Consider the following 17643-nt stretch of genomic DNA (forward strand, 5'->3'; position numbering starts at 1 on the left):
ATCGGGATGGAGCTGTCGACGATGCTCGCGAAGCTCGGGACCGAGGTGACGGTTGTCGAGATGCTCGACGACATCCTGCCGGGGTACGACGAGGACGTCACGCGACTGGTTCGCAAGCGCGCCGAGGAGTTGGGCATCGAGTTCCACTTTGGGGAGGCCGCCCAGGGGTGGGAGGAGGTCGCCGCGGCCGCGCGAGTGACGACCGAGACGGAGGACGGCGAGACGAGCGAGTACACCGCCGAGCGCGTCCTCGTCGCCGTCGGCCGCCAGCCCGCTTCGGACACGTGCAACGTCGAGGCCGCCGGCGTCGAGTCGACCGACCGAGGGGTCATCGAGACGGACGACGCGGCGCGGACGACCGTCGAACACATTCAGGCGGTGGGCGACGTGGCCGGGGAGCCGATGTTGGCGCACACGGCGTATCGGGAGGGCCACGTTGCCGCGGAGGTGATCGCGGGGGAGCCGTCGCGGCTGGATTATCAGGCGATTCCGGCGGCCGTCTTCACGGATCCGGAGATCGGGACCGTGGGATTGAGCGCCGCGGAGGCCGAGGCGGAGGGGTTCGAGCCGGTGGTCGGTGAGATGCCGTTCCGAGCGTCGGGGCGGGCGCTGACGCTCGGTATCGAGGAGGGGCTCGTGCGGATCGTCGCCGACGCTGAGACGGAGTTCGTGTTGGGCGGGCAGATCGTCGGGCCGGAAGCGTCGGAGTTGATCGCCGAGGTCGGACTGGCGATCGAGATGGGGGCGCGCCTCGAGGACATCGCGGCGACGATCCACACGCATCCGACGCTGTCGGAGGCGGTCGGGGAGGCGGCGGCGAACGCGCGCGGTGCGGCGACCCACACGCTCAATCGGTAGGCGGATCCGCTCGCTGGGTACCCCACTCCTTTTAACTGCAGGCGGACTACCGGAGGCCGATGAGAGCCCTCACGCTCGGCCCGGAAGGAACGTACTCCCACCGCGCGACGAAGTCCGTCACCGACGACATCGAGTTCGTCGAGTCGGTGACGGGCATCGTCGAGGGGGTCGCCGGCGGCGAGTACGAACGCGGCGTCGTCCCGATCGAGAACAGCATCGAGGGGTCGGTCACCGAGTCGCTCGACGCGCTGGCGGACAGAAACGTCGCGGTCGTCCGCGAGATCGTCACGCCAATCCAACACGCTCTGCTCGCGCAAGCGAGCGAGTTTCAGACGGTCGCGAGCCACCCGCAGGCGCTCGCGCAGTGCCGCGACTTCCTGCACGAGGAGTATCCGAGCGCGAAAACGGAGGCCGTCGCGTCGACGGCTCGCGGCGTCGAGCGCGCCCGAGAGGATCCCACGGTCGCGGCGATCGCCCATCCCGCGACGGCGGGCGACGACCTGCAGGTGCTCGCCCGCGACATCCAGGACAGCACTTCGAACGCGACCCGGTTCGTCGTGCTCGCGCCCGAGACCGAACGCTCCGACGCGGGCGGCAAGAGCACCGTGATCGTCTACCCGAACACGAACTTCCCCGGGCTGCTCCTCGAGATGCTAGAACCGTTCGCAGAGCGGGATATCAACCTCTCTCGCGTCGAATCGCGCCCGAGCGGCGAGCGCCTCGGCGATTACATCTTCCACTTCGACTTCGCGGCCGGGCTCTACGAGGAGCGCGCCCAGGAGGCCGTCGACGCGCTGCGCGAGATCGCCACCGACGGGTGGGTTCGCGTCCTCGGCTCCTACGACACCGAACACGTGCTGTGATCGTGACGCGTTCCGTCAGTCTCTGTACCGCTTCGTGAGCGCCCGCTGAACGTGCGGCGCTCCCCGCGGCCAGCGCTGCATCGGTGCGGTATCTGTTGGATAGCTTTTCACAAGGGTTTTTGAGTGATGCCGACCAATGTGGCTTCACGAGCAGTTTCCGGGCCGAACGGGAGGCGGGCCGGATAGCCGCCGCCGTCTGATTTGACAATCCTTAAATCCTCCCCGCGTATAACGAACTGTAGTATCTCGTGACAGCTTCTTTCCCCGGCCAGCCAAACACATGGTAGACGTAAGCCAACACAATCTGGTTCCGGAGCACACGGTCCTCGACCACGAAACCGTCGAGGACGTGCTCGCGGAGTACGACGTCCGTCGCACAGACTTACCGAAAATACAGCGCCGCGACGCCGCCCTGCCCGAGGATGCGGAGGTCGGCGACGTGGTGAAGATCGTTCGCGACTCGCGAACCACCGACGAAGCGGTGGTGTACCGACTGGTGGTAGAATGAACAGGCAAGACCGACGCGCGATTTCGCGGGAGTACTTCTCGCGGGAACGACTGGCGGAGCACCACTTCCGATCGTTCAACAACTTCCTCGAACACGGCATGCAGCGGGTCGTCGACGAGAAGGAGTCGATCGAGACAGACATCGGCGACAAGGAGGGCCAAGAGCCGGTCCGCGTCGATCTCAGCAACGTCCGGGTCGTGACCCCACGGGTTCGGGAGGCCGACGGCTCCGAGGAACTGCTCTACCCGCAGGAGGCCCGCCTCCGGAACATCACCTACTCCGCGCCGGTGTTCATGGAGATGAGCATCGTCCGCGGTGGCGAGGAGGAGGAGGAACACGTGGTCGACCAAGCGGAGACGAAGGTCGGTCGCATGCCGATCATGGTCGGCTCGAACAAGTGCAACATCGCCGATTTCACCCGCGAGGAACTCATCGAGATCGGCGAGGACCCCGCCGACCCCGGCGGCTACTTCATCGTCAACGGCTCCGAGCGCGTGCTGATGACGAGCGAGGACCTCGCGCCGAACAAGATCCTGGCCGAGTACGACACGAAGTACGGCGACGAGATCCAGATCGCGAAGACGTTCTCCCAGCGCCGCGGCTACCGCGCGCTCGTGCTCTGTGAGCGCAACCGAAGCGGCATCCTCGAGGTGTCGTTCCCCTCGGTTTCGGGCTCGATCAACTTCGTGACGCTCGTCAGAGCGCTGGGGCTCGAATCCGACGAGGAGATCGTCCACCGCGTCTCCGACGACCCCGAGATCGTGAAGTTCATGCTCGAGAACTTGGAGGCCGCCGAGGTCGGCTCGACCGCCGAGGCGATCGAGACGCTCGGTCAGCGCGTCGCCGCCGGGCAGGGAAAGAACTATCAGCTGAAACGTGCGAACTACGTCATCGACCGGTACCTCCTGCCGCACCTCCACGAGGAGGGCATCGAGGACGAGGAGGTCCGGATGAACAAGGCGGTCTACCTCTGCCGGATGGCCGAGGCGTGCTTCGAGCTGGCGCTCGGTCGGCGCGAATCCGACGACAAGGACCACTACGCGAACAAGCGGCTGAAGGTCTCCGGGGACCTGATGAAGGACCTGTTCCGGACGGCGCTCAACAAGCTCTCACGCGACGTGAAGTACCAGCTCGAACGGGCGAACATGCGGAACCGACAGCTCTCGGTGAGTACGGTCGTCCGCTCGGACGTGCTGACAGAGCGGCTCGAACACCCGATCGCGACCGGCAACTGGGTCGGCGGCCGCTCCGGCGTCTCCCAGCTGGTCGATCGGACCGACTACATGGGCGTTCTGAGCCACCTTCGACGGCTTCGCTCGCCGCTCAGCCGATCGCAGCCCCACTTCGAGGCGCGGGACCTCCACGCGACCCAGTGGGGTCGCATCTGCCCCTCCGAGACGCCCGAAGGACCGAACTGCGGGCTTGTCAAGAACTTCGCACAGGCGATGGAACTGTCCCAGAACGTCACCGACGAGCGCGAACTGAAGCGCGAACTCGCGTCGATGGGCGTCGAGGGGATTCCGGGAATCGAGACGGTCGAAGCACACACCGCGGACGACTAACATGAGCCAGGGACGAGAAGCCAAAGTGTACGTAAACGGGAGCCTCATCGGCACCCATCCGGACCCGCACAGACTCGCAAACGACATCCGAGAATCGCGACGCCGCGGCGAGATCGACGAGATGGTCAACGTCTCCGTCCGCGACCGAACGGACGAAGTCATCGTCAACGCCGACGCCGGCCGTGCCCGCCGCCCGCTGCTCGTGATCGAGGACGGCGAGCCGATCATGAGCGACGAGGAACTAGAGGCCGTCAAGGAAGGCGAACTGGCCTTCGAATCGCTCGTCGACCGCGGCTACATCGAGTTCATCGACGCCGAGGAGGAAGAGGACATCTACGTCGCCGTCGACGAGGACGACCTGACCGAGGATCACACCCACCTCGAGGTCGACCCGCAGCTGATGTTCGGGATCGGTGCGGGGATGATCCCATACCCGGAACACAACGCGTCGCCGCGGATCACGATGGGATCGGGGATGATCAAGCAGTCGCTCGGCCTCCCGAGCGCGAACTACCGCATCCGCCCCGACACCCGACAGCACCTGCTGCACTACCCGCAGCTGTCGATCGTCAAGACACAGACGACCGAACAGATCGGCTACGACGACCGACCGGCCGCCCAGAACTTCGTCGTCGCGGTCATGAGCTACGAGGGGTTCAACATCGAGGACGCCCTCGTCATGAACAAAGCGAGCGTCGAACGGGCGCTCGCCCGATCGCACTTTTTCCGGACCTACGAGGGCGAGGAACGGCGCTACCCCGGCGGCCAGGAGGACCGCTTCGAGATCCCCGAAGACGACGTGCGGGGCGCCCGCGGCGAGGAGGCCTACACCCACCTCGACGAGGACGGCCTCGTCAACCCCGAGACGGACGTCGGAGAGAACGACGTGTTGCTCGGCAAGACGTCGCCGCCGCGGTTCCTCGAAGAACCGGACGACATGGGTGGCCTTTCCCCGCAGAAACGGCGCGAGACCTCCGTGACGATGCGATCCGGCGAATCCGGCGTCGTCGACACGGTCACGCTGATGGAGGGCGAGGACGGCTCGAAGCTCTCGAAGGTGAAGGTCCGCGACGAACGGGTCCCCGAACTGGGGGACAAGTTCGCGTCCCGACACGGACAGAAGGGCGTCGTCGGCCACCTCGCACCGCAGGAGGACATGCCGTTCACACAAGATGGCGTCGTTCCCGACCTCGTCGTCAACCCGCACGCGCTGCCGTCGCGGATGACGGTCGGTCACATCCTCGAGATGCTCGGCGGCAAGGTCGGATCCCTCGAGGGCCGGCGCGTCGACGGGACGCCGTTCCAAGGCGAAAACGAGGACGAACTCCGGCAGGCGCTCGTCGACCGCGGCTACAAGTCCAACGGCAAGGAGATCATGTACTCCGGCGTCACCGGCGAGAAGATCGAGGCCGAGATCTTCGTCGGCGTCATCTTCTATCAGAAGCTCTACCACATGGTCTCGAACAAACTGCACGCCCGTTCGCGCGGGCCGGTGCAGGTGTTGACGAGACAGCCGACCGAGGGGCGCGCCCGCGAGGGCGGCCTCCGGATCGGTGAGATGGAGCGGGACGTGTTCATCGGTCACGGCGCGGCAATGACGCTCAAGGAACGGCTCCTCGATGAGTCCGACCGCGAGGACATCTACGTCTGTGGACAGTGTGGTATGAGCGCGGTCGAGAACGTCGAACAACGACGCGTCTACTGTCCGAACTGCGACGAGGAGACGGACGTACACGAGGTCGAGATGAGTTACGCGTTCAAGCTGCTTCTCGACGAGATGAAGGCGCTGGGTATCGCCCCGCGCATCGAACTGGAGGACGCTGTATAATGCACGGACAAACCCCAAAAGAGATCGGCTCGCTGAGTTTCGGGCTGATGGATCCCGAGGAGTACCGGAACATGTCGGCCACGAAGATCATCACGGCCGACACCTACGACGACGACGGCTTCCCGATCGACATGGGACTGATGGATCCCCGACTCGGCGTCATCGACCCCGGACTGGAGTGTAAAACCTGCGGGAAACACAGCGGCTCGTGTAACGGCCACTTCGGCCACATCGAACTCGCCGCGCCCGTCGTCCACGTCGGCCACGCCAAGTTGATCCGCCGACTGCTCCGCGGCACCTGTCGAGGGTGCGGCCGCCTCACGCTCGCGGACCCCTCCGACCGGGAGTACCGCCGCGAGTTCTTCAAAGAGCGCGACGATACCCCGCCGCGAACCTGGTTCGTCAGCCCTGAGGACGCCCGAAGGGCTCAGGAGAAAGCCGAACAGGCCGCCGAGCGGAAACGCCAGCAGTTCCTCGACCAACTCGAGCGCACCCGCGACCTCGGCGAGGATCCCTCGCGCGTCCTGAAGGCGGCGATCCGACAGGCGCGCGACGCCGACTACTGTCCGTACTGTACGGAGGACGACGACTACCGACGGGATTACCCGACGGCCCAGTACGACATCAATCACGAGAAACCGTCGACGTATCTCGAACAGGGGCCAGTCCCCGATTCGGACGTTCGCGATCTGCTCGCCGAGGCCCTCGAGGGCGGCGAGGGTGGAACCGAGATCGAACTCGGCGAACTCGTCGAGGTCGTCAACGACGTCGTCGAGACGTGGGGTGGCGACGCGATGCTCACCGTCGCGGACATCAGCCGGCTGATGAGCGGGCAGGGGCCGGGCGACAGCGAGCGGATCGGCCGCGAGCACGTCTCCTTACTCCAGATCATCGGCGAACAGATGTCCTCTGACGGTCCGTTTGGTGGCCGCTTCGAGAGCGCGCCCGCGCCGGACGCCTTCGTCTCTTACAGCGGCGACAAGCTGATGCCGAGCAACATCCGCGATCGCTTCGAGGCGATCCCCGACGAGGACATCGAGACGCTCGGAATCGACTCGGAGCGCTCTCGACCCGAGTGGACGATCCTGACCGTCCTGCCGGTGCCGCCGGTGACGGCGCGCCCGTCGATCACGCTCGACAACGGTCAGCGGAGCGAGGACGACCTCACGCACAAGCTCGTGGACATCATCCGGATCAACCAGCGGTTCATGGAGAACCGCGAGGCCGGCGCGCCACAGCTCATCATCGAGGATCTCTGGGAGCTGTTGCAGTACCACGTCACCACGTTCATGGACAACGAAATCTCGGGGACGCCGCCGGCCCGACACCGCTCGGGGCGACCGCTGAAGACGCTCAGCCAGCGGCTGAAGGGCAAAGAGGGCCGCTTCCGCGGCTCGCTGTCCGGAAAGCGTGTCAACTTCTCGGCGCGAACCGTCATCTCTCCGGACCCGACGCTCTCGTTGAACGAGGTCGGCGTCCCGGACCGGGTCGCCAGCGAGATGACCCAGACGATGATCGTCAACGACCGGAACCTCGAGGACGCTCGTCGATACGTCGCCAACGGGCCGGAGGCCCATCCCGGCGCGAACTACGTCAAACGTCCCGACGGTCGACGCCTGAAGGTCACCGAGAAGAACTGCGAGGAGCTCTCCGAGAAGGTCCAGCCCGGCTGGGAGGTCGCACGCCACCTCATCGACGGCGACATCGTCATCTTCAACCGACAGCCGTCGCTGCACCGGATGAGTATCATGGCCCACGAAGTGGTCGTGATGCCGTACAAGACGTTCCGGCTCAACACCGTCGTCTGTCCGCCGTACAACGCCGACTTCGACGGCGACGAGATGAACATGCACGCCCTCCAGAACGAGGAGGCCCGCGCGGAGGCGCGCGTCCTCATGCGCGTCCAAGAGCAGATCCTCAGCCCGCGCTTCGGCGAGAACATCATCGGCGCGATCCAGGACCACATCTCCGGGCTGTACCTGTTGACCCACGAGAATCCGGAGTTCAACGAGACGCAGGCGCTCGATCTGCTCCGGGCGACGAGCATCGACGGGCTGCCGGAGCCGGACTTCACGAACGAGGCCGGCGTCGAGTACTGGACCGGGCGGACGCTCTTTTCGGAGCTGCTGCCGGACGGACTCGACCTCACCTTCACCTCCTCGGCTGGCGACGACGTCGAGATCGTCGACGGCGAACTCGTCGCGGGGACGATCGACGAGGACGCGGTCGGCGCGTTCGGCGGCGAGGTCGTCGACACGATCTGTAAGGTCTACGGCAACACCCGCGCCCGCGTCTTCATCAACGAGGTCGCGACGCTCGCGATGCGGTCGATCATGCACTTCGGATTCTCGATCGGGATCGACGACGAGTCGATCGAACGCGAGGCCGAAGAGCAGATCGCCGAGGCGATCGACAACGCCAACGAACGCGTCCAGACGCTCATCGAAACGTACCGAAACGGCGAACTCGAATCGCTGCCAGGCCGGACGGTCGACGAGACACTGGAGATGAAGATCATGCAGACGCTCGGCAAAGCGCGTGACTCCGCCGGTGACATCGCCGACGATCACTTCACCGACGACAATCCGGCGGTCGTGATGGCCCAGTCCGGTGCGCGTGGCTCGATGCTCAATCTCACGCAGATGGCCGGCTGCGTCGGCCAGCAGGCGGTTCGTGGCGAGCGCATCAACCGCGGCTACGAGGACCGTACCCTCAGCCACTTCAAGCCGAACGACCTCTCCTCGGACGCCCACGGGTTCGTACAGAACTCCTACCGAAACGGCCTGACGCCGAAGGAGTTCTTCTTCCACGCGATGGGCGGTCGCGAGGGGCTCGTCGACACGGCGGTTCGAACCTCGAAGTCCGGCTACCTCCAGCGGCGGCTGATCAACGCGCTCTCGGAGCTCGAAACGCAGTACGACGGCACCGTTCGGGATACCTCGGACACCATCGTCCAGTTCGAGTTCGGCGAGGACGGTACCTCGCCGGTCCGCGTCTCCTCCGCCGAGGAGTTCGACATCGATATCGACTCGATCGCCGACCGGATCCTCGACGAGGAGTTCGAATCACCGGCCCAACGCGAGGAGTTCCTCGGCATCCAAGAGCCGAAAACGAACATCTCCGAACACGGGGAATCGTGGCGCTCGGTTTCGGGTGCGGAGGTGGAATCGGATGACTGAGATCACCGAGGAGATGGAGGCCGTCGTCGAGGACAGCGACCTCCCACGACGGCTGAAGGACAACGTCTACGCAGCGATCGAGGCTCGCGACGGCGTGACGGTCGAAAACGTCGAGGACATCACCTACGGCGTCGAATCGCAGTACCTCGAATCCCGCGTCGATCCGCTCGACCCCGTCGGGACCGTGTCCGCCCAGAGCATCGGTGAACCCGGTACGCAGATGACGATGAACACGTTTCACTACGCGGGCGTAGCGGAGATCGACGTGACCCAAGGGCTACCGCGGCTCATCGAGCTAGTCGACGCGCGAAAGACCCCCGACACGCCGATGATGACGGTTCATCTCGACGGCGTCTACGCGACCGACCGGGATCGCGCCCACGAGGTCGTCTGGGAGATCGAGGCGACGAAGATCCTCGCGCTGGGTGACGTCTCGACGAACGTCGCGGACATGCTCGTCCAGATCGATCTCAACGAGGAGACGCTGGCCGAGCGATGGCCGACGGTCAACAGCATCGACGACATCGCCGGCAGAATCGCGGGCACGATCGAGGCCGAACTCGGCGTCGAGACGGACCGACCGTCGACGACAACCGTCCAGTTCGGCCCCGAAGAGCCGTCCTACCGGCGGCTGCTGCAACTCGTCGAGGAGCTTCGCGAGATCGTGTTCAAGGGGATCGAGGAGATCAACCGAGTCGTCATCCGCAAGGAGGATCTCGACGCCGGCGAGCAGTTCGTCCTCTACACCGAGGGCTCGAACCTGAAGAAGGTCCTCGACATCGAGGGCGTCGACGCCTCGCGGACGACGTGTAACAACATCCACGAGATCCACAGCAACCTCGGAATCGAGGCGGCCCGCGAGGCGATCATCGAGGAGACGATGAACACGCTCGAAGAGCAGGGGCTCGACGACGTGAACATCCGCCACCTCATGCTCGTCGCGGACATCATGACGAACAACGGCGACATCGAGTCGATCGGCCGTCACGGCATCTCGGGCAACAAGGATTCGGTGCTGGCACGCGCCGCGTTCGAGGTGACCGTCAACCACCTCATCGACGCCGCGATCCACGGCGAAGTGGACGACCTCGACGGCGTCACGGAGAACGTCATCGTCGGCAAGCCGATCAAACTCGGCACCGGCGACGTCGACCTCCGGATGGGTGCCAGACAGTCCGGTAGCCCCTCTGCGGACGACTGATCGACGCTCGGCTCACTTCATCCCGTTATGATCGTTACCCTCTCTGACGAAGCCAGACAGTACATTGCCCTTTTCGACGACGAGACGGACGTGCCGGCGATCGACTGCGTCGTCGACGATGAGTACGATCGCCTCGCCTTCGTCGTTCCCGCGGGGACGATGGGTCAGGCGATCGGCCCCGGTGGCAAGCACGTTCGCACCGTCGAATCGGCGCTCGGACGGACCGTGATCGTTGTCGAAAACGCGGATAGGGCCGCTGATTTCGTCGCGAACGCCCTCGCCCCCGCGGCGGTGTACAATGTCACGATCAGCGAGAACGACACGACGATCGCCTACGCCGAGGTCGACCACGACGACCGCGGAGTCGCGATCGGCAAGGACGGCCGCCGGATCGATCTGGCGCGACGGTTGGCGAAGCGACATTTCGATATCGACGGCATCGAGCTGACCTGATCGGGCCGTTTGATTGCGCGAACGCGCCGCAGACGAATTTAGTACTCGACGATCGAACCTGGCTTCGGTCACCGATGATCGAGTACGACGCCCGCGAGATCGGCACCGACGAGAACGCACGAATCAGCAAGACCGCGGTCACCCTCGGCCGATCGCGTGGGTCAGCACCGTTGACGGGGACGGCACCGAGAATCTCGCGCCGTTCAGTTCGTACAACTACCTCGGATCGAGCCGGCCGGTGCTCGCGTTCAGTGCCGCGACCGAGCAGGACGGCGAACCGAAAGACACCGTCGACAACGTCCTCGAAACCGAGGAGTTCGCCGTCAACGTCGTCACGGAGCCGCTCATCGAGACGATGGACGCGATGGCCGCGGGGCTGCCGCCCGAGGAGATCGAGTTCGCGTTCGCCGACGTCGAGCGCGCCGAGTGCCGGCAGATCGCGCCGCCGCGGGTGGCCAACGCCGCGGTCACGATGGGGTGTACGCTGTACGACACGCTCGACCCGTACGACCGGACGGTGATTCTGGGCGGCGTTCGACACTACCACGTCCCCGAGGACGTGCTGACCGACGGGAGGATCGATTCGCGAAAGCTCGCGACCGTCGGTCGGTTGGACAGTCCGTACTACACCGTCTCCGAACCGGTCGAGTTCGAGCGGCAGGTCTGAGTCGGCTCGGTTGTGGTATGGGGTTGATTTCATATCCTATGGATACATCAGCTGTGAGGTCCCCACGTGAACGCAACGGGGGAACGCCTTTCACGAGACGGGGAGGGGTGTTACGAAATGTCGCCAACCGGTTCCGATACCGAAGGATTGGACTTTTCACTCCGTAATGCGATTCTAGCTGTGCTTCTGCTTTTCATTGTTAGGCTCGGAACAGGGTGGGCGAGAGGCATCGTGGAAGGGGACTATCTGATAGGTATAGTAGGCTTGATTCTTGCTCTTGGACCGATCGTCTGGTTGCTGTTTGTAATCAGTGAGGCATATTTCTGAAAACTCTCTCAGATGTACTGTTGAGAGCAATTTCCGCCGCGACCGAATGGACGAAGCAAACCCGACGAAGAAAAAGATGGTGCTTAAGTAGCTCCGTAGGGAACGAACTGGTACTATGGCGAACGGCAAATACGCCGCGCGCAAACTCAAGAAGGACCGCCAAAAGCACCGGTGGTCCGACTCTGACTACGCGCGCCGTGCCCGCGGACTCGGCAAGAAGTCCGACCCCCTGGAGGGTGCCCCGCAAGGTCGGGGTATCGTCCTCGAGAAGGTCGGTATCGAAGCAAAGCAGCCCAACTCGGCCATCCGAAAGTGCGTCCGGGTGCAGCTCATCAAGAACGGCAAGCAGGTCACCGCCTTCTGCCCCGGCGACGGCGCGATCAGCTTCATCGACGAACACGACGAGGTCACGATCGCCGGCATCGGCGGCGCGAAGGGTCGTGCGATGGGCGACCTCTCGGGCGTCAACTACAAAGTCGAGAAGGTGAACGGCGTCTCGATGATCGAACTCGTCCGCGGGAACGCGGAAAAGCCGGTGCGATAATGAGCTCGGAAGCCCCCGAGCCGGACGCGCCGGCCTCGACCGACGACGAGCGCGTCTCCGCGAAGCTCTTCGGCGAGTACGAGATCGACGAGATCGAGTACGCCGACGAATCGACGCGACGCTACCTCTCGGTGACGCCGATCGCGCACACGATGGGCCGTCACTCCGAAAAGCAGTTCAAGAAGTCCGAAATTTCGGTCGTCGAGCGGCTGATCAACCGGCTCATGCAGACCGAGGAGAACACGGGCAAGAAACAGCAGGCGACCCGGATCGTCCGCGACGCCTTCGAGATCGTCGAGGAGCGAACCGACGAGAATCCCGTGCAGGTGCTCGTGACCGCCGTCGAGAACGCCGGCCCCCGCGAGGAGACCGTTCGCCTGAAGTACGGTGGCATCTCGGTCCCGAAGGCCGTCGATGTCGCCCCGCAGCGGCGCGTCGACCAGGCGCTGAAGTTCATCGCGCAGGGCACTCAAAGCGGCTCGTTCAAGACGACGACGCCGGCCGCCGAGGCGCTGGCCAACCAGCTCATCGGCGCGGCGAACTACGATCTGCAGGCCTACCCGATCGGGCAGAAAGAAGAGCAAGAGCGCGTCGCCGCCGCGGCCCGTTAAGCTCCGTTCGCTTTCTCCGCCTCTCGGACGTTCGTGCTTCGACCGCCGTACGGGCGGTCACTTCACGAAAGCAGTACGTTTTACCGATCGGCCCCGTACCGTACTGACATGTCCTCTCCCCTTCGTTCGCGTTCGCGACTCCGGCGTCGCGAACTCCTCCTCGCGGCCGGTACGGCCGCGACCGCGTGTGCTGGCTGTATCGGCCGCGTCGACGACGGTGCGACCACTCCGCATCCCGACCCGGAACCGGTCGAGTCGGCGTTCGACCTCTCGGTCGAACACGATATCGAGTCGTGGGATCGCTACGACCCCGACTGGACGGCTCCCGAGACGTCGCCGCTCGATGCGACGTTCGACGTCGAACCAATCATTGAAGGGCTCGAAATCCCGTGGGATCTCGAGTTCGCGGCCGACGGGACGTGTTTCATTTCCGAGCGCGTCGGTCGGATCAGTCGCTACGAGGCCGGCGAACTCGACGCCGTCACCGAACCCGACGCGGTGATCGACCACGCGACGTCGATCGAGGCCGGCGAGGAGGGTGGATGGTGGGAGGCGGGCGGCGAGGGCGGCTTACTCGGAATCGCGCTGCATCCGAACTATCCCGACGTGCCGGTGCTCTACGGGTTCTACACGTACGAGACGGACACCCTCAGAAACCGACTGTCGTACTTCGATCTAAGTGGCGACGACCCCGAGGAGACCGTCGTGATCGACGCGATTCCGGGCAACGACTACCACAACGGCTCCCGGCTCGCGTTCGGGCCTCGCAACTATCTGTGGGTCACGACCGGCGACGCTGGCGAGGGAGAACTGGCCGCCGATCCGAACAGCCTCGCCGGCAAGGTGTTGCGGCTCGAACCGGACGGCACGGCACCGGACGACAACCCGGACGTCGGCGATCCCCGCGTGTACAGTTACGGACATCGGAATCCGCAGACGATGACGTTTCTCCCGGACGGGACACCGATCGTCACCGAACACGGCCCGTCGGCGCGCGACGAGGTAATCGCTCTGGCGGCGGGCGGCGACCACGGTTGGCCGACGGTCCGAAGCGGCGGCGGCGACGACGAGTACGGTCGCTACGAAGACCACGACGGGGTGACGCCGCCGATCGTCAACACCGGCTCGTCGGACGTTTGGGCACCTTCCGGCGGGGCGTTTTACACCGGCGACGCCCTCTCGTCGCTTCGGAACCGGCTTGTCATCGGCGGCCTCGGATCGCAGACGCTCCGTAGCGTCACTCTCTACCGAGGAGCGGCCGCCGATATCGGTGGGTCGCGATACGACGACGAGTGGCTCCACCCCGACTACGAGGCAGTGGTTCACGAACTCTTCGAGGACGAACTGGGCCGAATCCGCCACGTCGAACAGGGGCCGGACGGCGTGCTCTATGCGATCACATCCAACCGAGACGGACGAGCCACTGATCCGTTTCCGACCTCTGGGGACGACCGACTGGTTCGGATCGTCGAGGCGTAGACACGACGCAGTTTCGATCTCAGTCCGCGGCTTGCTCGTTCGAGAGTGCGTAGGTGCGCGTCACGTCCACGAGCGCCTTCCGATACTCCGACTCGTCCGGGTCGTTCCCGAGCGAGCGAAAGTGGGTCTTAAACTGTGGGAACGGGATGCTCGGCGCGTCCGCGGCGGCCGCGGCCGCGAGATCGTACAGCCGGTGGTCGGCGTCGATCGCGTCGTGTCGCTCGAGCAACGCGAGCGCGAACGCGGCGTTGACCGCGGTGATCTCGGGATCCGCCGTTTCGGTCAATCGCGTCCACCCGACCGGCGCGCTTGACGGTGTTTCGACGAGCGCGCGCGCCAGCGAGGACTCCATAAAATCGACGAGCTTCGCCGTCGGGCCGATGTCGAGCGTGATGTCGTCGGCGTAGATGTCCTTCATATGGTTGGCGATCTGATAGCAGTGCGAGAGCTTCCGTCGCTCGACGCTGCGGCCGGCCAACGCCAAAAAGAGCGCCTCCTCGGTTGGTTGTAGGTGAGAGGGGTGTCCCTCTTCGTAGCGCGCCATGTGGGCGAACTCGTGGAGCGCGAGCTCTCTGGCCATCGCGGAGGTCGCCGCCCGCCGCGAGACGATCAACTCGTGGCGATCGTCGTAGTGGCCGACCATCGTTCGCTCGTCCGGGTTGTCGCGAATCTGCACGACGACCGGCTGTTCGAGGTCGTACTCCGTTGCGAGCAGATCACGGGCGCTGAAGAACGGTTCGACCGGGCCACCTCCCCGCACGCGAACATCCATGTCATACGATACCATGCGCTGGGCGGATTTCACTGTTTCGCCGTCGGCGACCGTCGCCGGGTTCTCCACGCGTCAGTATCCTTTCGTTCGCGCCGGCTGAGCGACCGCTATTGCTCGCACGCTATCGGCGGCCGTCGGTACGGCGGTTCGAGACGCCGCTCCGTTCCTCGCGATCACGCTTCTGTGGAGCGTCGTCATGTTGATGTTCTATGCGCTCTTTCTCGTCACGAAACCGACCGGCGTGACCTACGGACCGGTGATCCATGGGTCGGTGTTCGCCCCGCCGCTGATCGGCTTCTTCGGACACGTCCTTCGCGGGGCGCTTCGCTTCGCTCGTGACGAGCCTCGGCGCGAAACCGCCGCGCCGAAACACCGCGAGACTCGCCAAGCTCGTCTCGCGAGCTTCGAAGTGGCGACAGTCGCATACGCTCCTTCCCGCCACTTCGAAACACTACCCTTTTCACGATGCTGTCGAAAAGAGGCAGTATAATGGGCCGACGCAAGAAGATCGTACAGGAGTGTGAACGGCTGATGGACGAACCGGAGAACATCCGGAACATCGCCATCGCCGCACACGTCGACCACGGGAAAACGACGCTGACGGACAACCTGCTCGCCGGTGCGGGGATGATCTCCGACGACACGGCCGGACAGCAACTCGCGATGGACACTGAGGAGGACGAACAGGAACGCGGGATCACCATCGACGCGGCGAACGTCTCGATGACGCACGAGTACGAGGACACGAACCACCTCATCAACCTCATCGACACGCCCGGCCACGTCGACTTCGGCGGCGACGTGACGCGTGCGATGCGCGCCGTCGACGGCGCGCTCGTCGTCGTGGACGCCGTTGAGGGCGCGATGCCCCAGACGGAGACGGTGCTCCGACAGGCGCTTCGCGAGGGCGTCAAACCGGCGTTGTTCATCAACAAGGTCGACCGCCTCATCTCGGAGCTTCAGGAAGGCCCCGAGGAGATGCAGCGACGTCTCATGGGCGTCATCGGGGACGTGAACGAACTCATCCGCGGCATGACCGATGAGATGGACGACATCGACGACGACTGGACCGTTTCGGTCGAGGAGGGGACTGTCGGGCTCGGCTCCGCGCTGTACAAGTGGGGCGTTTCGATGCCGTCGATGCAGCGAACCGGGATGGACTTCGGCGACATCATCGACCTCGAGCAGGCCGACAAGCGCCAGGAGCTCCACGAACGGACGCCGCTGTCCGACGTTGTCCTCGACATGGTCTGTGAGCACTTCCCGAACCCGGTCGACGCTCAGCCCCGTCGTATCCCGCGCATCTGGCGTGGCGACGACGATCTAGATGTCGCCAATTCGATGCAACTCGTCGACGAGGACGGCGAGGTCGTCCTCATGGTCACCGACATCGGGATCGACCCCCACGCGGGCGAGATCGCCGCGGGTCGCGTGTTCTCCGGCACCATCGAGAAGGGACAGGACCTCTATATCTCCGGGACGGCCGGAACGAACCGCGTCCAGAGCGTCGGTATCTACATGGGTGGCGAGCGCGAGGAGGTCGACCGCGTCCCGGCAGGCAACATCGCCGCCGTGACCGGCCTCCGCGACGCCATCGCCGGCTCGACGGTTTCGTCGGTCGAGATGACGCCGTTCGAGTCGATCGAGCACATCTCCGAGCCCGTCATCACGAAGTCCGTCGAGGCGAAGAGCATGGACGACCTGCCGAAGCTCATCCAGACGCTCCAGCAGGTCGCAAAGGAGGACCCGACGATCCAGATCGAGATCAACGAGGACACGGGCGAGCACCTCATCTCCGGGCAGGGCGAACTCCACCTCGAGGTCATCACCCAGCGTATCGAGCGCAATCAGGGGATCCCGGTCAACACCGGCGAACCGATCGTCGTCTACCGCGAAGCGCCGCAGACGGCCTCCCGCGAGGTCGAGGGGCGATCGCCGAACAACCACAACCGCTTCTACATCACTGTCGAGCCGCTCGGCGAGGACATCGTCGAGGCGATCAAACTCGGCGAGGCGACGATGGATATGCCCGAACTCGAGCGCCGCGAGGCGCTCATGGAGGAGGGCATGGACAAGGACACCGCCCAGAACGTCGAGCACATCTTCAAGAACAACGTGTTCATCGACGACACGAAGGGTATCCAACACCTCAACGAGACGATGGAGCTCGTCCTCGAAGGACTCGAAGAGGCCCTCGAGGACGGCCCGCTCGCGGCCGAGCCCGTCGAGGGGTCGCTCATCCGACTGCACGACGCCCGACTCCACGAGGACGCCATCCACCGCGGTCCCGCGCAGGTCATTCCCGCCGTCCGCCGCGCCGTCCACAACGCCTTGATGGACGCGGAGATCAAACTGCTCGAACCGATCCAGCAGGTCCGCATCGACGTGCCGAACGAGCACATGGGCGCGGCCTCCGGCGAGATTCAGGGTCGACGCGGCCGCGTCGACGACATGTACCAAGAGGGCGATCTGATGGTCGTCGAGGGGATCGCCCCCGTCGACGAGATGATCGGGTTCTCTTCGGACATCCGCAGTGCGACCGAGGGTCGCGCGTCGTGGAACACCGAGAACGCCGGCTTCCGGGTCATGGCCGACAACCTCCAACCGGAGATCATTCACGAGATCCGCGAGCGGAAGGGCATGAAGCTCGAACTGCCCGAAATGGTCGACTACTTCTAACTCGAACCGTCCGTTTTCGGCCGCCAACGCGGTCTTCTCGACACGATCGCCCAGCCACTGCCCCGTTTGCCCGCTCTCGATAGCGGAGACGCTTGCGAATCCCGGCGCTCTT

14 protein-coding genes are annotated in these 17643 nt (G+C 64.7%); 13 read left to right on the plus strand and 1 reads right to left on the minus strand.

The annotated features are described in order from the left end of the window. The 12 genes from DM868_RS04735 to DM868_RS04795 all read left to right on the plus strand — a co-directional run. Window positions 1-858 (plus strand): dihydrolipoyl dehydrogenase family protein (locus tag DM868_RS04735; protein ID WP_170964432.1); only part of this gene is annotated, 858 nt, incomplete at its 5' end. 59 nt (window positions 859-917) lie between these two features. Then, a complete protein-coding gene (pheA, locus tag DM868_RS04740) occupies window positions 918-1721 on the plus strand; it encodes a prephenate dehydratase (protein WP_137275722.1) in 804 nt (267 codons plus the stop codon). Between the two features lie 280 nt (window positions 1722-2001). Beyond that, window positions 2002-2229: a DNA-directed RNA polymerase subunit H gene (locus tag DM868_RS04745; protein ID WP_137275723.1), complete on the plus strand. Its 228-nt coding sequence runs from the start codon at window positions 2002-2004 to the stop codon at window positions 2227-2229. Beyond that, window positions 2226-3791 carry a DNA-directed RNA polymerase subunit B'' gene (locus DM868_RS04750; protein WP_137275724.1) on the plus strand — a complete coding sequence of 522 codons (1566 nt, stop codon included), beginning with the start codon at window positions 2226-2228 and terminating at the stop codon, window positions 3789-3791. The genes DM868_RS04745 and DM868_RS04750 overlap by 4 nt, the downstream gene beginning before the upstream one ends. A gap of 1 nt (window position 3792) precedes the next feature. After that, entirely contained in the window at window positions 3793-5619 is a 1827-nt protein-coding gene (rpoB, locus tag DM868_RS04755; protein ID WP_137275725.1) for a DNA-directed RNA polymerase subunit B, read from the plus strand. After that, window positions 5619-8798 carry a DNA-directed RNA polymerase subunit A' gene (locus DM868_RS04760; RefSeq protein ID WP_137275726.1) on the plus strand — a complete coding sequence of 1060 codons (3180 nt, stop codon included), beginning with the start codon at window positions 5619-5621 and terminating at the stop codon, window positions 8796-8798. Before rpoB ends, DM868_RS04760 begins: the two co-directional genes overlap by 1 nt. Next, window positions 8791-9999, plus strand: coding sequence for a DNA-directed RNA polymerase subunit A'' (gene rpoA2 / locus DM868_RS04765; protein ID WP_137275727.1), 1209 nt, complete (start codon window positions 8791-8793; stop codon window positions 9997-9999). Before DM868_RS04760 ends, rpoA2 begins: the two co-directional genes overlap by 8 nt. A gap of 27 nt (window positions 10000-10026) precedes the next feature. Then, window positions 10027-10452, plus strand: a complete 426-nt coding sequence (locus tag DM868_RS04770) for a NusA-like transcription termination signal-binding factor (protein WP_137275728.1) — start codon at window positions 10027-10029, stop codon at window positions 10450-10452. A gap of 13 nt (window positions 10453-10465) precedes the next feature. Beyond that, window positions 10466-11119, plus strand: coding sequence for a flavin reductase family protein (locus tag DM868_RS04775; protein WP_246049017.1), 654 nt, complete (start codon window positions 10466-10468; stop codon window positions 11117-11119). Between the two features lie 442 nt (window positions 11120-11561). Then, on the plus strand, window positions 11562-11990 hold the full coding sequence (locus DM868_RS04785; protein WP_015410678.1) for a 30S ribosomal protein S12: 429 nt from the start codon (window positions 11562-11564) through the stop codon (window positions 11988-11990). Next, window positions 11990-12601, plus strand: a complete 612-nt coding sequence (locus tag DM868_RS04790) for a 30S ribosomal protein S7 (RefSeq protein WP_137275729.1) — start codon at window positions 11990-11992, stop codon at window positions 12599-12601. The genes DM868_RS04785 and DM868_RS04790 overlap by 1 nt, the downstream gene beginning before the upstream one ends. 108 nt (window positions 12602-12709) lie before the next feature. Then, window positions 12710-14080 carry a PQQ-dependent sugar dehydrogenase gene (locus tag DM868_RS04795; RefSeq protein WP_137275730.1) on the plus strand — a complete coding sequence of 457 codons (1371 nt, stop codon included), beginning with the start codon at window positions 12710-12712 and terminating at the stop codon, window positions 14078-14080. Window positions 14081-14099: 19 nt separating this feature from the next. Here DM868_RS04795 and DM868_RS04800 read toward each other — a convergent pair whose 3' ends face one another. Further along, on the minus strand, window positions 14100-14852 hold the full coding sequence (locus DM868_RS04800; protein WP_137275731.1) for a DUF5781 family protein: 753 nt from the start codon (window positions 14850-14852) through the stop codon (window positions 14100-14102). 489 nt (window positions 14853-15341) lie between these two features. Between DM868_RS04800 and DM868_RS04810 the strand changes: the two genes are divergently transcribed. Further along, window positions 15342-17531: an elongation factor EF-2 gene (locus DM868_RS04810; protein ID WP_137275732.1), complete on the plus strand. Its 2190-nt coding sequence runs from the start codon at window positions 15342-15344 to the stop codon at window positions 17529-17531. The last annotated feature ends 112 nt before the right edge of the window (window positions 17532-17643 follow it).

Origin of the sequence: Natronomonas salsuginis (assembly GCF_005239135.1) — an archaeon.
GTDB lineage: Archaea > Halobacteriota > Halobacteria > Halobacteriales > Haloarculaceae > Natronomonas > Natronomonas salsuginis.

What these genes read in the sequence shown, in the direction of transcription:
- DM868_RS04795 (WP_137275730.1), top strand. Translation starts at nt 12,710, where the DNA reads ATGTCCTCTCCCCTTCGTTCGCGTTCGCGACTCCGGCGTCGCGAACTC.
- DM868_RS04800 (WP_137275731.1), bottom strand. Translation starts at nt 14,852, where the DNA reads ATGGATGTTCGCGTGCGGGGAGGTGGCCCGGTCGAACCGTTCTTCAGC.
- DM868_RS04750 (WP_137275724.1), top strand. Translation starts at nt 2,226, where the DNA reads ATGAACAGGCAAGACCGACGCGCGATTTCGCGGGAGTACTTCTCGCGG.
- DM868_RS04745 (WP_137275723.1), top strand. Translation starts at nt 2,002, where the DNA reads ATGGTAGACGTAAGCCAACACAATCTGGTTCCGGAGCACACGGTCCTC.
- DM868_RS04810 (WP_137275732.1), top strand. Translation starts at nt 15,342, where the DNA reads ATGGGCCGACGCAAGAAGATCGTACAGGAGTGTGAACGGCTGATGGAC.
- DM868_RS04790 (WP_137275729.1), top strand. Translation starts at nt 11,990, where the DNA reads ATGAGCTCGGAAGCCCCCGAGCCGGACGCGCCGGCCTCGACCGACGAC.
- rpoB (WP_137275725.1), top strand. Translation starts at nt 3,793, where the DNA reads ATGAGCCAGGGACGAGAAGCCAAAGTGTACGTAAACGGGAGCCTCATC.
- rpoA2 (WP_137275727.1), top strand. Translation starts at nt 8,791, where the DNA reads ATGACTGAGATCACCGAGGAGATGGAGGCCGTCGTCGAGGACAGCGAC.
- pheA (WP_137275722.1), top strand. Translation starts at nt 918, where the DNA reads ATGAGAGCCCTCACGCTCGGCCCGGAAGGAACGTACTCCCACCGCGCG.
- DM868_RS04760 (WP_137275726.1), top strand. Translation starts at nt 5,619, where the DNA reads ATGCACGGACAAACCCCAAAAGAGATCGGCTCGCTGAGTTTCGGGCTG.
- DM868_RS04770 (WP_137275728.1), top strand. Translation starts at nt 10,027, where the DNA reads ATGATCGTTACCCTCTCTGACGAAGCCAGACAGTACATTGCCCTTTTC.
- DM868_RS04785 (WP_015410678.1), top strand. Translation starts at nt 11,562, where the DNA reads ATGGCGAACGGCAAATACGCCGCGCGCAAACTCAAGAAGGACCGCCAA.